Genomic DNA, 15,034 nt, shown 5'->3' with positions numbered 1-15,034 from the left:
AATGCATATTTCAGATTGCCGTCAGGTTTAGGTAGCGCTATCATCGCCGCAGCAATTACGCGAAAGGCTGGAAAACCGGCCTGCAAGGGGATGTCATGATGAAGGCGAGAATCACCACTGCTGCCCTGTGCCTGACCAGCGCGCTTGCGCTCGTCGCCTGCTCGAAGGCCGCGAACGAAGCGCAGCCCGCAAATGGTGGGGCACCTGCAAGCGCCTTCCGTGATCAACCTCTGGTCAACGAGATCTACACCGCTGACCCTTCCGCCCACGTCTTTGACGGCAAGATCTACATCTACCCCTCGCACGACATCGAAACGCCGACGCCGGACGACGATCTGGGCAACCAGTACGCCATGCGCGACTACCGCGTCTTGAGCATGGACAAGGTTGGCGGCAAGGTCACCGTCGGTCCTGTCGCGCTTGACGTGAAGGACGTGCCTTGGGCCTCACAGCAGATGTGGGCGCCCGATGCGGCCTACAAGGACGGCACCTACTACCTGTACTTCCCGGCGCGCGACAAATCGAAGGACAAGAACGGCCTCGGCGCGTTCCGCATCGGCGTCGCCACGTCGAAGAGCCCGATGGGCCCGTTCGTGGCCGAAAAGGACCCCATTCCCGGTTCGTTCTCGATGGACCCCGCGGTGTTCACCGACGACGACGGCACTGCCTACATGTACTTCGGCGGCATCTGGGGTGGGCAGCTTCAGCGTTGGGCCACGGGTAAGTATGATCCAAACGGCTCCGACACCGATCTCATGAAGGATGACCAGCCCGCGCTGTCCGGCAAGGTCGTCAAGATGAACCCCGACATGAAGACTTTCGCGGAGAGCCCTCGCGACGCGGTGATCCTGGGCGAAGATGGCAAGCCGGTACTGGGAGGCGACCACGAGCGCCGCTTCTTCGAAGCCTCCTGGGTCTTCAAGAAGGACGGCAAATACTACTACACCTACTCGACCGGCGACACGCACTTCCTCAACTACGCCATCGGCACCAGTCCGTATGGACCGTTCAAGTACGCCGGCCAAATCCTCAAGCCCGTGCAGGGCTGGACCACGCACCACTCGATCATCCAGCACGATGGCAAGTGGTGGCTGTTCTACGCCGACACGCAGCTCTCCAACAAGAACCACCTGCGCAACGTCAAGGTGACCGAGCTGACCTTCAACCCCGATGGCTCGATCCAGACGATCGATCCCATGAAAGCGAAGTAAACCCCAATGTTCCTCGGCATCGATGTCGGCACCAGTTGCGTAAAGGCGGTCGTCACCGCCGAAACCGGGGAGGTCCTGGCGCAGAGCAGCTCGGACCTTACCGTTTCCCGGCCTCACCCGTTGTGGTCCGAACAGGCCCCTGCTGACTGGGTGGACGCAGCGCACAAGGCGGTGCTTGGCCTCGATGCCGCCTTGCGCAAGGGCGTGCGCGGCATCGGCCTTGCGGGGCAGATGCACGGCGCAACCCTGCTGGGCTCGGACGACAAGCCGCTGCGCCCTGCCATCCTGTGGAACGACGGCCGCAGCTTTGCCGAATGTGCGGAGATCGAGGCCGCCGAACCTCGCGCTCGCGAGATCTCCGGCAACATCGCCATGCCTGGTTTCACGGCTCCCAAGCTGGCGTGGGTCCGCAATCACGAACCGGACGTTTTCGCCGCCACGCGGACGGTCCTGCTGCCCAAGGACTACGTCCGGCTCGCCTTGACCGGTGAAAAGGCAAGCGACATGTCCGACAGCGCCGGCACTCTCTGGCTCGACGTCGCCAAGCGCGCCTGGTCTCCGGAAATGCTCGCCGCCACTGGCCTTGACGAAAGCCACATGCCGCGCCTGCATGAAGGGCCTGACGTGACGGGCGTGCTGCGCGAAGATGTTGCCAGGGCCTGGGGAATGGACCGCGTGCCGGTGGTCGCAGGCGCTGGAGACAATGCCGCGGGCGCATTGGGCGTCGGCGTGCTGTCAGACGGGCAAGGCATGCTTTCGCTGGGTACATCGGGCGTGATCTTCGTGGCCAATGCGGCATTCCGGCCCAACCCGGCCGAGGCCGTCCACGCCTTCTGCCACGCCTTGCCGGGCGTGTGGCACCAGATGAGCGTGCACCTGTCCGCCGCCTCGTGCATCGACTGGGCAGCCAAGGCCTGCAACGTGCCGGGCCCTGCGGAGTTCTTCGCCCTTGCCGAACAGTCCGGCGCCGCCTGCGGGCCTGAGCTATTCCTGCCATACCTCTCCGGCGAGCGCACTCCGCACAACGATCCGCACATTCGCGCGGCGTTCCTCGGCCTCGGTAACGAAAGCACCACCGGACGCATGGCCGCCGCCGTGCTTGAGGGCGTGGCCTTTGCCCATGCCGACGGGATCGATGCCCTGCGCAACGCCGGTACGCAGATCGACGAGTTGTGCGTGATCGGCGGCGGCTCCCGCTCGGCGCACTGGGGGCGCGTCCTCTCGAGCGTCCTCGGCGTGCGGCTCGTCTATCTCCACGGTGGCGAAGTCGGCCCGGCGCTGGGCGGCGCCCGTCTCGCGCAGATCGCCGTGACCAAGGCTTCCGCCGCCGAAGTCTGCACCCGCCCGCCGGTTCGTGCCGTGATCGAGCCTGATCTCGCCCTCGCCGCATCATTAGCGCCCAAGCGCGCCCGTTTCCGCGCAGCCTATGCCGCGCTCGCCCCGATCAAGGAGTAACTTGTATGTCCGCAGCCTATTTCGATGAATTCGCGACCGTCCGCTACGAGGGTCCTGACAGCACCAGTGATCTTGCCTATCGCTTCTACGACAAGGACCGCATGGTCTTCGGCAAGCGCATGGAAGACTACCTGCGCTTTGCCGTCTGCATGTGGCACACCTTCTGCTGGCCCGGCAGCGACGTGTTTGGCGCTGGCACGTTCGATCGCCCCTGGCTCAACGGTCCGCAAGACGAAAGCGCCGCCCGCGCCAAGCGTGAAGCCGCTCTCGCCTTTGTCGAGAAGCTCGACCTGCCGTTCTACTGCTTCCACGATGTCGACGTGATGGCACCGGCCGAGAGCATCGGCGAATTCCGCGCCAGCTTCGCTCGCGCCGTCGATCACCTCGAAGAGCTGCAGGCCAGGCACGGCCGCAAGCTGCTGTGGGGAACGGCCAACCTGTTCGGCCACCCGCGCTACCTTGCCGGCGCCGCCACCAGCCCTCGCCCGGAAGTCTATGCGTGGGGTGCCAGCCAGGTGCGGGATGCTCTTGAAGCTACCCATCGTCTCGGCGGCTCGAACTATGTTTTGTGGGGCGGGCGTGAAGGTTACGACACGATCCTCAACACCGATCTCAAGATCGAGCAGGAAAACTTCGGTCGCTTCCTCAGCCTCGTGGTCGAACACAAGCACAAGATCGGCTTCAAGGGCACGATCCTGATCGAACCCAAGCCGCACGAGCCAACCAAGCACCAGTACGACTTCGATACCCAGACCGTGTACGGCTTCCTCAAGCGCTTCGGCCTCGAAAACGAAGTCAAGGTCAACATCGAGGCCAACCACGCAACGCTTTCGGGCCATACCTTCGAGCATGAAATCGCCATGGCCGGCGCGCTCGGGGTGTTCGGTTCGATCGACGCCAACCGCGGCGACCCGCAGAATGGATGGGACACCGACCAGTTCCCCAACTCGGTCGAGGAACTGACTCTGGCCTGCATCGAGATCGAACGCGCTGGTGGGTTCACCGACGGCGGTTTCAACTTCGATGCCAAGGTCCGCCGCCAATCGGTTGATGCAGTTGATCTTTTCCACGGCCACATCGGCGGCGTCGATGTCATTGCAAAGGCCCTGCTGCGTGCCGAGGCGATCATCGCCGATGGTCGCATCGATGCCTTCCGCGCCGAACGCTACGCCGGTTGGAACGGAGAACTGGGGGCAACCATCCGCAAGTCAAGCCTCGCCGAAATCGCGGACCTCGCCGTGGCGCAGGATCTCAAGCCGGCCCCGGTCTCGGGCCGTCAGGAATGGCTGGAGAACATGCTCAACCGGTTCTGATCAAACTGGTCTGAGTAAAAGCAGAAGCCCGCGGCACGAATGCGAGTGCCGCGGGCTTTTTTACGTCTTCGACGTTGATAATTATCGTTGAAACCTCACCCTCTTTAACTCATACAATTAGAAAATATGAGAGGATGACATGATTCGGACCTCGGCCCTTCTTGCCGCGGTGGGCGCAGCGCTTTGCGCGCCTGCCACACCCGCGATTTCACAACCGGCCCCTTCGCTCGCCCCATACTTCGTGCCAGCCACAACCGGCAGCACCTCGGTTCACGAAGATGGCTTCATTCGTCGCTGGCTGCTGCTTGAGCCGATCACAAAGCCCAATCGCACCAACCAGCTCTTTACCAGCGACTACGTGCGCAAGGCCTTTGCTGAAGACCGACCCGCAGGTCTCGACCGCAAGCTGCCCAGTGAAGGCCAGACCGTTTCGCACAAGGGCGCTGCCCTCACCTGGCATGCGCTCGACGCCACGCAATGGGACGCCAAGCTGTTCTACTTCGCGGCCGCCTACGGCAAGCCGACTTACGGCGTAATCTTCTGGGCAACGACGGTGATCGACGCGCCACGCGAAATGCCCCAAGCTCGTCTCGCAGTCGGCTCCAACTCCGCATCGATGTGGTGGCTGAACGGGAAGGAAGCCGCGGCCTTGTTCGGCGACCGTCGCATGGTCATGGACGATGTCGTCTCGCCCGCGCTCGGTTTGAAAAAGGGTCGTAACGTGCTGCACGGCGCGGTCATCAACGGCCCCGGCCTGTCCGATTTCGCGGTCCGCTTCGTCGACGACAATGGACAGCCGATCCGCGATCTCAAAGTTACCCTGCGCTGAAAGGCCTGTGATGAACACCAAGCTCCTCGCCGCCGCAGCTCTCGCCGGCATTGCCGCCCCGCTTCTCGCGCAGAGCAACCCCGTCGCGCAGATGGAGGGCGAGCCTTACATCCATGATCCCTCGACAATTGCGCATTCAGATGGTCGCTTCTACACCTTCGGCACCGGCAAGGGCGGCCTGGTGTCGTCTGACGGCTGGACCTGGAAAAGCGGACCGGTTCGCCCCGGCGGCGGCGTAGCGCCCGACGTGATCAAGCTGGGGGATCGCTACTACGTGGCCTGGGCGGTCGGCGGCGGCGGCATGAATGGCGGCCACAAGAGCGACGTGAAGATCATGTGGACGAAGTCGCTCGATCCCGCGTCCAGGGATTTCGGTTTCCACGAGGTCGGCACCGTGGCTTCGAGCGATGGCTTCGAGAACAACGATGCAATCGACCCGGCCTTCCTGCTCGCCGAAGGGCGCCTTTGGCTCAGCTACGGCACCTACTTCGGCGCGATCCGGATGGTCGAACTTGATCCAAAAACTGCCGAACGCCTGCCCGGCAACCAGCCCGTCGATATCGCGATCGACATGGAGGCAACCGCACTGCTCCATCGGGATGGCTGGTACTATCTGCTCGGCACCCATGGCACCTGCTGCGACGGGCCCAACTCGACCTACAATATCCGCGTCGGCCGTTCGAGGAGCCCGCTAGGCCCTTATGTCGACAACTTCGGCGTGCCCCTGCTCAAGGGTGGCGGCAAGCTGGTCTGGGGATCGAACGGCCGGGGTCGCGGCGCTGGCCATTTCGGCCTGGTTGAGCTCGGCGATGGCGTGGAAAAGTTCTCTTTCCACTACGAAGCCGACATGGACCGCTCCGCGCGCAGCGTTCTCGCAATCCTGCCGCTGACCTGGAAGAACGGTTGGCCAGTGGGACAGGAAAACCTGCGCCCCGGCACTTACGAGATCCAGTCCGAGCGCGGCGGCGCGCTGCAATTGGCGGTGGACGAAGTGCGCTTGCCCTGGTCGTGGACCGGTTTCGGCCCGCCCAAGGAGCCGGTCAAGCCCGTGCCGGACCAGACTCTGGAGCAGAACCAGACCGTGTGGCCCAAGGGCACGATCGCGGTCGACATGGGTACGTATCAGGTCCGCCCAAACCAGCATTGGACAATCGAACCCGCGGCCGGGGCCGGTGGCTGGTTCGGCGCGCCCTATATGAAGATCGTCATCGCCGGAACGAACCGCGCTCTTGCCGCCACGCCGTCGGGCGATGTCGTGACAGTGCCGGAATACACCGGCGCACCCGAACAGCTCTGGCGGATCGACATGCTGCCGGATGGCACCTATCGAATCGTCCCGAAGACCACGCCCGATCCCATGAAGCCCCTGGCCTTGGCCGCTGTCGGGGCCAGCACGCCGCGGCTCGTCCGCTTCGACACGGCGTCCGAGGCCGGCAAATGGACCTTCCGTAGGCCATGACGGCAAAGGACTGACAGTTCGATAAGGGTGACCCCCGACCATCGAACTGCTGGACTTTGCCGAAATTGCGCCCAAATAGGGCACAGGGGCGCAAGGAGCTGAAAGTGTCGCGAAGCAAGGAACAGGGCGGGGACGCGATCGACAGGTCTGACAAATCTTTACGCCTACACGGCAGCATCGCGCGCGATCTAGGTATTGCCATTGTCACCGGTAAATACGCCCCCGGCCACGTGCTGACGAGCGAGGTCGATTTTGCCGAGCGCAACCACATTTCGCGCACCGCCTATCGCGAGGCAATCCGTATCCTCGCCGCCAAGGGCCTGGTCGAAAGCCGCCCGAAGGCAGGCACCAAGATCACCGATCCGTCGCGCTGGCACATCCTCGATCCCGACGTTCTTGCCTGGACCTTCGAGGGCGAACCCAGCCAGGCCGCGATTGACGACCTGTTCGAGCTGCGACTGATCATCGAACCGGCGGCCGCCGAAATTGCTGCCACCCGCCGGACCGGTGCGCAACTCGCGCAGATGGGCCACGCGCTCGAGGAAATGGCCAAGCACACGCTGGCTTCGCCGCTCGGTCAGGCCGCGGACCAATCGTTCCACACCACGCTGCTGAAGGCGACTGGCAACATGGCGCTGATCTCATTGGCCAGCACCATCTCGGCTGCGGTGCGATGGACCACGATCTACAAGCAGCGCAAGCGCAAGCTGCCGCGGGATCCCTTGCCAGATCACCGCGTGCTGTTCGATGCCGTGGCCGATGGCGACGGCCCTGCCGCCCGTGCTGCCATGCAGAAACTGATCGAACTGGCACTTGCCGATATCGATCCGCCGGCGCGCGCCTGAGGTATAGCCGTCTGCAGCTTTTCGCTGGACAGCCCAGTATTTAGTCATACTTATTATCCGGCGGCCTTACGCTGCCGGATATGGCTCTTGCACGCCGATCCGCGATCCAGAAAACACCATCGTACGATGGTCATCGGACTACGGGAAGCGGGATGCCAATCACACGCAGGCAGGCAATCGCAGCGGGTGCTGCTGTTGCTGGACAGGGAATTGTCGGACTTCCTGCCAAGGCTGCGCCCCCCGCGCCCCGGCAGGATGTGCTGTGGTATCGCCAGCCTGCCTCGATCTGGACCGAAGCCCTTCCGGTTGGCAACGGCAGGCTCGGAGCAATGGTCTTCGGCGGCACCACGTCAGAACGGATCCAGCTGAACGAAGACACGCTGTGGAGCGGCGGCCCTTATGATCCGTTGAACCCGAAGGCTGGTCCTCAAGCGGTGGAGCACATCCGCAAGCTGATCGCGCAGCGCCGCTTTGCCGAAGCGGAAGCCCTCGCCAACGACTGCCTAATCGCACGGCCTGTCTCGCAGATGTCCTATCAGACCTTCGGCGATCTCTTCATCGACATGGACCTTCCCGGCACGCCAAGGACCTATCGCCGCGAACTTGATCTCGACAAAGCCATCGCCACAACCCACTTCGCCACCTCCACCGGCACCATAACGCGCGCGGTACTGGCAAGCCCCGTCGATCAGGTCATCGCCATCCACCTCTCGGCCAGTCACGGCGTCACGCTGAATTTGGCCGTTCGTTTTGACACGCCGCAAGACGCGACGGTCCGCGCCGCCGGCAATGCAATCCACGCAGAGGGCCGCAATCGGGCAGATCACGGCATCCCCGCCGGCCTGGGCCTCGCCGCAAGGATCACCGCCAGCGCCCAAGGCGGAAGCGTCCGGACGGAAGGCGCCACGTTGGTCGTCAGTGGGGCCTCGCACGCGACCATCCTCGTCGCGCTCGCGACCAGCCACGCCGGCGATCCTGCCGCCACCGTCGCCCGCCAGATCGCCAATGCCAGCGCCCGGCCATGGGTGGCCTTGCGCGATGCTCACATCGCCGAGCATCGCCGCCTCTATCGCCGCGCAGCGCTTCACCTCGGCCCGGCCAGCCCCCTGCCTACCGACGAGCGCATCAAAGCCAATGTCGAAAGCGACGAACCCGCCCTTGCCGCGCTCTATTTTGCCTATGCCCGCTACCTGATGATCTGCTGCTCGCGCCCCGGCACACAGCCCGCGAACCTGCAGGGCATCTGGAACGAGAGCACCAAGCCGCCGTGGGGATCGAAGTACACGATCAATATCAACACCCAGATGAACTACTGGCTGGCGGACCCTGCAAACCTCGGCGAATGCGCCGAGCCGCTGCTGCGCATGGTGCGCGAACTTGCGGTCAGCGGTGCGAAGACCGCTCGCGCCATCTATGGGGCAAGGGGCTGGGTTGCCCACCACAACACCGATCTCTGGCGCGCCTCCAGCCCGATCGATGGTGCCGCATGGGGCATGTGGCCGATGGGCGGCGCATGGCTCTGCAACGCGCTGTGGGACCGCTGGGACTATGGCCGTGACCGGGCATGGCTGGCCGCAATCTACCCCCTCATGCGCGGCGCGGCAGAGTTCTTTCTCGAGACCCTGCAGCCCTCGTCCCAGGGCCTGATCACCTCCCCCTCGATCTCGCCCGAGAATCGCCACCCGTTTGGCGCTTCGGTCTGCGCCGGCCCAGCGATGGACCGCCAGATCCTGCGAGACCTGTTCGATCGCACCGCAGCTGCCGCCACCGTTCTGGACCGCGACGCCGATTTCGCCGAGCAGCTGCGCCACACCCGCTCCGCCCTCGCGCCTGACCGCATCGGCAAAGCCGGGCAGTTGCAGGAATGGCTCGAAGACTGGGACGAGGCTGCGCCCGAACAGGACCATCGCCACGTCTCGCACCTCTATGCGCTCTATCCTGGCCACCAGATCAACCCGGACGGCACGCCAGAACTGGCGAGGGCAGCGCGCGTCTCCCTCGACCGACGCGGTGATGAATCAACCGGATGGGCCACCGCCTGGCGGATCGCCCTGTGGGCGCGGCTGCGGGATGGCGAGCGGGCGCACAAGATCCTGCGCAGCCTGCTTTCGCCCGCGCGCACTTATCCCAACATGTTCGACGCGCATCCGCCCTTCCAGATCGACGGCAACTTCGGCGGCAGCACCGCAATGATCGAAATGCTGATGCAAAGCCGGGGCAGTTCGCTTCATCTCCTTCCCGCGCTTCCCCGGGCCTGGCCTTCTGGCAGTGCCCGAGGGCTGATTGCGCGAGGCGGGGTGGCAGTCGATCTTAAGTGGACGGAAGGACAACTTGTTCAGGCCGTGCTGCAACCGATGGAAAGTGGCACGGTCGAGGTGCGCCTGGGCGAAATCCGCCGCACCATCACTCTCTCTGCCGGGCGTCTTGTGACGCTGAAGGGCTCCACCCTGGCGATAAGCTGAAACCGCTTGCGAACCCATGCGTTGCGCTGGCACTTGGGTGCATGCGGGTTCGGCCGCAGGATGGGGGAATGATGCTGGAGCGTAGCAAGATCGAAAAGGGCGGATTCGTCCTGTTTCTGGTACTTGTCACCGTCGGGTTGACGCTTGTCGTATCGCATTTTCTTGGCGCGATGCTGTGGGCCGCGCTGGCCGCGATCATGTTTCATTCGCTGAACGAGCGCCTGCTCGAACGGTGGCCGGAAAGGCGCAGCCGCGCCGCTGCCATGACGCTGCTGATCATCACCTTCGCGGTGATTATCCCTGCCATGCTGATCGGAACGATGGTGGTGGAACAAGCTTCCGGCGTATTCGCGCAACTGCGCACCGGTGAGCTGAATTTCTCCGCCTATTTCAAACAAGTACACGACGCTCTTCCGGTTCGGCTTCAGGACCTGCTCGGCAATGCCGGTTTTGGTACGTTCGAGACCGCGCAGAGCCGCATTTCCGAAGCCCTCGGCAACAGCGCCAGCGCAATCACGCAGCGCGCACTGGCCTTTGGCGCAAATGCGGCATCCTTCCTTCTTGCTTTTGCTGTAGGCCTTTACGTCACGTTCTTTATGCTGCGTGATGGATATGTGCTGGGTCCGCAGATTGTCCGCGCCCTGCCTCTTGCGGATTCGATCGCCGCCCAGATCGTCGAGCGGTTCGTCGCCGTGGTACGTGCCACGATCAAAGGGTCGGTGCTTGTTGCCTTGGCACAGGGCGCACTTGGCGCGATCACTTTCGCAATAGTCGGTCTGCCCGCCTCACTGCTCTGGGGTGCGCTCATGGCCATTGCCGCACTGCTACCCGCGATCGGCCCTGCCATCGTCTGGGGCCCGGTCGCGATCTACCTCTTCGCCACGGGTGCGATCTGGCAGGGCGCAGTCGTGATCGGATCGGGCGTCATGGTCATCGGCCTTGCCGACAACGTCCTGCGTCCGATGCTGGTCGGCCGCGATACCGGCATCCCCGACTGGCTGGTTCTGGTGACAACGCTGGGCGGGATCGAGTTGCTAGGCCTTTCCGGCATCGTTGTCGGCCCGGTGGTCGGGGCCCTGTTCCTCACCGGCTGGCAGATCCTGACCGAACAAAGACTGGCGCTTCACCCTGCCGAGAGACAAGGCGAAGCGCCGTGATCTTCACTTCGGCAGATCGACCACGCGGTCTACTCTGAAGGTCGTCTCGGTCCCCGGCAGTCCGCTGTCGGGCTGGCCCCCGCCCAAGTTGAGGCGATAAGTCCCCGCAAAAACCTGCCTCACTCCGTCCGGCCGCACGGCCGAAAGGTCACGCGGCGAAAGCTCCAGCGTCACCGCCTTGCTCTCGCCCGGCTTCAGGGAAACCCGCTGAATCCCGCGCAGCGCCACGCGCGGGGCACCGGGCTGATCGGGGAAGCGCAGGTAGGCCTGCACCACTTCCTCGCCTTCGCGCGCGCCGGTGTTGGTCACCTGCGTCGTCACGCGAATGCCATTGGCCGTGCTGCCGCCAACCGGATCGACCTTCGCAGGGCCATAGCCGAATGTCGTGTAGCTCAGGCCATAGCCAAAGCCATAAACCGGCTTGCCGGTGAAGTAGCGATAAGTCCGCCCCTTCATCGAATAATCGGTGAATGCCGGCAGGTCCGCCGTGTCCTTGTAGAACGTCAGCGGCAGACGTCCTGACGGATTGGTCTTGCCTGTCAGCACATTGGCCACGGCAAGCCCCCCGGCCTGACCTGGATACCACGCCTCTACCAGTGCACCGGCATTGTCCCTCGCCCATGACAGGTTGATCGGGCTGCCGTTCATCGCCACGACGACGAGCGGCTTGCCGAGCGTGCGCGCCCGGATCAGCAGTTCGCGCTGATCCATCGGCAGTTCCAGACTGGTCTTGTCACCGCCGTCGAAGCCCTCGATCTTGAGCGGCATTTCCTCGCCTTCAAGGTCCGCCGTCAGGCCGACCACGGCGACCAGCACATCGGCCTCGGCCGCGCCGCGCGCCAGATCGCCCCAGGGGTCCTTGCTGATGCGCTTCCAGAACAAGCCCGGCCCCGCCGCGCCGCCTCCTTCGATATCGAAGTGCAGCGGATAGCGCTCGCCCTTCTTCAGTTCGACCTCGACGTACTTTGGCGGCTCACCCCACAGCGAGTAGTGATCGGAGGTGATCACGGGCTTCCCGCCGATCTCGATTGCGCCCTTCACCGCGGTCACGCCCATCTTGTACAGGCCGCTTTCCGGCGCCACGAAGAAGCCGTCCCACACCACCTTGTGCGCCGGGCTCACCTCTTTCAGCTGCATCGCGCTGCTTTTCAGGTTGGTCTCGATCCGCGTGACCACCGGCTTTGCCGTGAACGTCCGTTCGCCGCGCGGCTTGTCGGGATCCACCGCGTTATAATAGACTGCCTTCAGCCCCGGCTTCCCGTCAGGCGTCAGGAAGTTGCCATCCGTCACCAGATCGCCGTCGACGATCGACGGCGAGAACGGCACATAGTTGACCTGCGCTCCCGGCATCGCGCGGCGCAAGCCCTCGACAACCGAGATTGGCGGCGCGGAATTGGCAGAGGAGTAATTGCCCCGCAGCACCCGCGTCGCATCGCCCAGGGGTCCGATCACCGCCACCCGCGCGCCGGCCTTCAGCGGCAGCACGCCCGTGTTCTTGAGCAGGACCAGGCTCTTCTCGGCAGACTTGAGCGAAAGGTCCCAACCTGCCTGCGTGCCCACTGCGCTCACCGGCGTGGCATTGGGCTTGCGCGCGCTCATCCCGCCCAGGTCGCCATTGCGATAGCGTGCCGAGAACAGCCGCACCAAAACGCGGTCAAGGTCGCCTTCGGTCAGGTAGCCCGCCTTCAGTGCCGCCTTGTAGCGGTCGGCCAGCCCCTTGGCCTCACCAATGGTGCCGGTGTGGCATTCGTTGTCGACGCCCGCCAGCAGGCCTACCGCCACGCCCGAGGCAGCATCGGGCGCATACTTGTGGCGATCATAGATATCGACCACCGCATCGCAGTCCGAAACGACATAGCCTTTGAAGCCCCACGCCCCGCGCAGCCTGTCCTTCAGTAAGAGATCGCTCGCGCAGGCCGGCTGCCCGTCAACGCGGTTGTAGGCGCACATGATCGATCCGGCCTTGCCCTCGACAATCGCGGCGCGGAACGCGGGCAGATAGGTGTCTTCCAGATCGTGGCGCGAAACCATGATGTTGTCGGTATGCCGGGTCGGTTCGGGCCCTGAATGCACCGCAAAGTGCTTGGGGCTGGCGATCACGTCGGGCAGATCCGGGTTCGGCCCCTGGATGCCCTTCACGTAAGCGACGCCCAGTTGCGCCGTCAGGTACGGGTCCTCGCCATAGGTCTCCTGCCCACGGCCCCAGCGCGGATCGCGGAAGATGTTAATGTTGGGCGCCCAGGTGTCGAGCCCGGTGCCGATCTTGCCGAGATGCCCGGTCTGCCGAGCCAGCGTGTGCAGGCCCTGCAGTTCGGTGCTGATCACCCGTGCCACGTCATGGATCAATGGCGGGTCGAACGTGGCAGCAAGCCCGATGGATTGCGGGAAGTTCGTGGTCGGGACGGCACCGCCCGCGCCATGCAGGCTCTCGGTCCACCAGTTGTAGGCCGGCACGCCAAGGCGCGGGATAGCCGGCGCGACATTCAGCAATTGCTCCACCTTCTCGTCGGTGGTCATCTTCGCCACCAGCGCTGAAGCCAGCCGGTCCGCCTCGGCCCGCGGATCAACCTCCTGCGCGTTGGCGGTGGACAGAGTTAGCGTTACCACGCTAACGGACCCAAGCAGCAGTCGCGCGAGGCCGCGCGTTGGCAATGAACTGGCGATCACGATTTTCCTCTCAAGTATCCCGTGCCGATGCGACCCGGCAGGGCTGGTCGTTGCGGATCAGACTGGCTGCAATCCGTATTTCACGATGCGGTCGATCAGGTCGCGATGCCTGGGCAGTCCACTCAGCATTCGCGCAGTGACGTCGGCATTCTCTGCCCGCGCCCGCCGCGCCTCTCGCACTTCCGGTTCGAGCGTGCGCGCGGAGACCTCGGTTCGGAAACCCATGCCATAGAGCACGTACTGATAGGATGCCGAAGGGAACACCTCGTCCACCCGGTCGAACTCCTCGTGCATGTAGGGCCCCTGATACTGCCACAGCGCCATCAGCTCCTGCAGCCTCTCGGGAATGGAGGCCGGGTCCATGTTGTCCCGCCAGAACGCCGTATCGCGTCGCTGGCTCAAGACGTAATGCAGCTTGAGAAAGTCGATGATCCGGCCCCAGCGGTACAGCGTCTTCTCGTTGTAGCGCCGCGCCACCACGTCCATAACCTCGCGCACCGGGGGCATCTGGTCTGCGATCATCTTGGCCGAAAGCTCGATCAGCACGATGGCGGAGGCTTCCAGTGGCTCGAGGAACCCTGCCGCCAGCCCCACGGCAACGCAATTGTTCTTCCAGAACAGTTCGCGGTGGCCCGAACGGATATCGATCTTGCGCACCGCAAGACCTTCCGCCGCCGGGCCCACATAAGCGCGCAGTTCCGCCTCGGCATCCTCGCGGCTGATATGGCGGCTTGAATAGACGTGCCCAACACCCCGTCGCGTCGGCAAACCGATGTCCCATATCCACCCCGCCGATTGCGCGGTCGAGATCGTGTGCGTTGCCACCGGCGCATCGGGGGCGGGGTATGGCACCTGCATGGCGAGCGCGGTGTCGCAGAAGAGCACGTCGTTGCAGTACTTGAAGCCGACGCCGAGCGTCTGCCCCAGCAGCAGGCTGCGCATGCCGGTGCAGTCGATGAACAGATCGCCGCTGATTTCGCCTGCCTGCTCGGTCGCGATCGCGCGAATGTCGCCGCTTTCGTCCTGAAGCACTTGGCGCATGTCTGCCAGCACGTGGCGCACGCCCAGCTTTTCGGTGCAATGCCGCTGCATGAACGGCGCGAACTTGCCGGCATCGAGATGGTAGGCGTAATTCGCCTGCCCCTCGTACTCGGCATTGACCATCGACTTGGGCGCCAGGTTCTCGTCGCAGAGCCGCCCTTGCGGACATACCGCGTCGCAGAAGGTCTCGCCGTTGTCGCCACCCTCGTTCAGCGTGCCCGCCAGCCAATGCGGCGCAAGGTTCAGCTGCCCGAAGCGCTGGGGCAGGACCAATGGATGATAATAGGCGTCGTCCTCGGCGCCGGTGGTCCACTTCGCAAACAGCGCGCCTTGCTTGAAGGCGGCATCGCATTCGCGGAAAAAATCGGTTTCGGAAATGCCCACGCTCTTGAGCGTCGAGCGCAGCGTAGGCCAGGTCCCTTCGCCCACGCCTATGATCGGCACGTTGGGGCTTTCCACCAAGGTGACGGAGAAGTCGTGTCCGATCCGGGCCTTGTGCTTTGCGGCAATGATCGCTGCGGTCAGCCACCCGGCCGTTCCGCCACCGACAATCACGACATCGCGCACTGCACGAACCATCCGCGCACCTCTCCGT

General features: G+C 64.1%; 10 protein-coding genes. 8 read left to right on the top strand and 2 right to left on the bottom strand.

Annotated features, from left to right (window positions below):
- Window positions 1–98: 98 nt before the first annotated feature.
- The 8 genes from AC3WLM_RS17935 (at window position 99) to AC3WLM_RS17900 (ending at window position 10,731) form a co-directional block, all read left to right on the top strand.
- Window positions 99–1,211: a glycoside hydrolase family 43 protein gene (locus AC3WLM_RS17935; RefSeq protein ID WP_492478511.1), complete on the top strand. Its 1,113-nt coding sequence runs from the start codon at window positions 99–101 to the stop codon at window positions 1,209–1,211.
- A 6-nt stretch (window positions 1,212–1,217) separates the two neighbouring features.
- A complete protein-coding gene (xylB, locus tag AC3WLM_RS17930) occupies window positions 1,218–2,666 on the top strand; it encodes a xylulokinase (protein WP_492478295.1) in 1,449 nt (482 codons plus the stop codon).
- A 5-nt stretch (window positions 2,667–2,671) separates the two neighbouring features.
- Entirely contained in the window at window positions 2,672–3,979 is a 1,308-nt protein-coding gene (gene xylA / locus AC3WLM_RS17925) for a xylose isomerase (RefSeq protein ID WP_062345154.1), read from the top strand.
- Window positions 3,980–4,220: 241 nt separating this feature from the next.
- Window positions 4,221–4,808 carry an acetylxylan esterase gene (locus tag AC3WLM_RS17920; RefSeq protein WP_492478294.1) on the top strand — a complete coding sequence of 196 codons (588 nt, stop codon included), beginning with the start codon at window positions 4,221–4,223 and terminating at the stop codon, window positions 4,806–4,808.
- Between the two features lie 10 nt (window positions 4,809–4,818).
- The gene (locus AC3WLM_RS17915) at window positions 4,819–6,267 is read left to right on the top strand and encodes a family 43 glycosylhydrolase (RefSeq protein WP_492478293.1); all 1,449 of its coding nucleotides are present in this window, start codon (window positions 4,819–4,821) and stop codon (window positions 6,265–6,267) included.
- Window positions 6,268–6,371: 104 nt separating this feature from the next.
- A complete protein-coding gene (locus AC3WLM_RS17910) occupies window positions 6,372–7,112 on the top strand; it encodes a FadR/GntR family transcriptional regulator (RefSeq protein WP_052242544.1) in 741 nt (246 codons plus the stop codon).
- Between the two features lie 152 nt (window positions 7,113–7,264).
- A complete protein-coding gene (locus AC3WLM_RS17905) occupies window positions 7,265–9,574 on the top strand; it encodes a glycoside hydrolase family 95 protein (protein ID WP_492478292.1) in 2,310 nt (769 codons plus the stop codon).
- Window positions 9,575–9,645: 71 nt separating this feature from the next.
- The gene (locus tag AC3WLM_RS17900) at window positions 9,646–10,731 is read left to right on the top strand and encodes an AI-2E family transporter (protein ID WP_193828846.1); all 1,086 of its coding nucleotides are present in this window, start codon (window positions 9,646–9,648) and stop codon (window positions 10,729–10,731) included.
- Window positions 10,732–10,734: 3 nt separating this feature from the next.
- Here the strand turns inward: AC3WLM_RS17900 and AC3WLM_RS17895 are convergent, their stop codons facing one another.
- Together AC3WLM_RS17895 and AC3WLM_RS17890 are read right to left on the bottom strand one after the other, a co-directional pair.
- Window positions 10,735–13,338, bottom strand: coding sequence for a glycoside hydrolase family 3 C-terminal domain-containing protein (locus AC3WLM_RS17895; protein ID WP_492478291.1), 2,604 nt, complete (start codon window positions 13,336–13,338; stop codon window positions 10,735–10,737).
- A gap of 117 nt (window positions 13,339–13,455) precedes the next feature.
- Window positions 13,456–15,018 carry a tryptophan halogenase family protein gene (locus tag AC3WLM_RS17890; protein WP_492478290.1) on the bottom strand — a complete coding sequence of 521 codons (1,563 nt, stop codon included), beginning with the start codon at window positions 15,016–15,018 and terminating at the stop codon, window positions 13,456–13,458.
- Window positions 15,019–15,034: the final 16 nt, after the last annotated feature.

The sequence above is a fragment of the Novosphingobium sp. FW305-C-30-35 genome (genome assembly GCF_058783135.1).
The sequence above is the reverse complement of the archived record's forward strand: the minus strand, read 5'-3'. Positions and strand labels throughout refer to the sequence as shown.

Coding starts and splice junctions, on each gene's coding strand:
- AC3WLM_RS17935 (WP_492478511.1), top strand. CDS start 99: ATGAAGGCGAGAATCACCACTGCTGCCCTGTGCCTGACCAGCGCGCTT.
- xylB (WP_492478295.1), top strand. CDS start 1,218: ATGTTCCTCGGCATCGATGTCGGCACCAGTTGCGTAAAGGCGGTCGTC.
- xylA (WP_062345154.1), top strand. CDS start 2,672: ATGTCCGCAGCCTATTTCGATGAATTCGCGACCGTCCGCTACGAGGGT.
- AC3WLM_RS17915 (WP_492478293.1), top strand. CDS start 4,819: ATGAACACCAAGCTCCTCGCCGCCGCAGCTCTCGCCGGCATTGCCGCC.
- AC3WLM_RS17905 (WP_492478292.1), top strand. CDS start 7,265: ATGCCAATCACACGCAGGCAGGCAATCGCAGCGGGTGCTGCTGTTGCT.
- AC3WLM_RS17900 (WP_193828846.1), top strand. CDS start 9,646: ATGCTGGAGCGTAGCAAGATCGAAAAGGGCGGATTCGTCCTGTTTCTG.
- AC3WLM_RS17890 (WP_492478290.1), bottom strand. CDS start 15,018: ATGGTTCGTGCAGTGCGCGATGTCGTGATTGTCGGTGGCGGAACGGCC.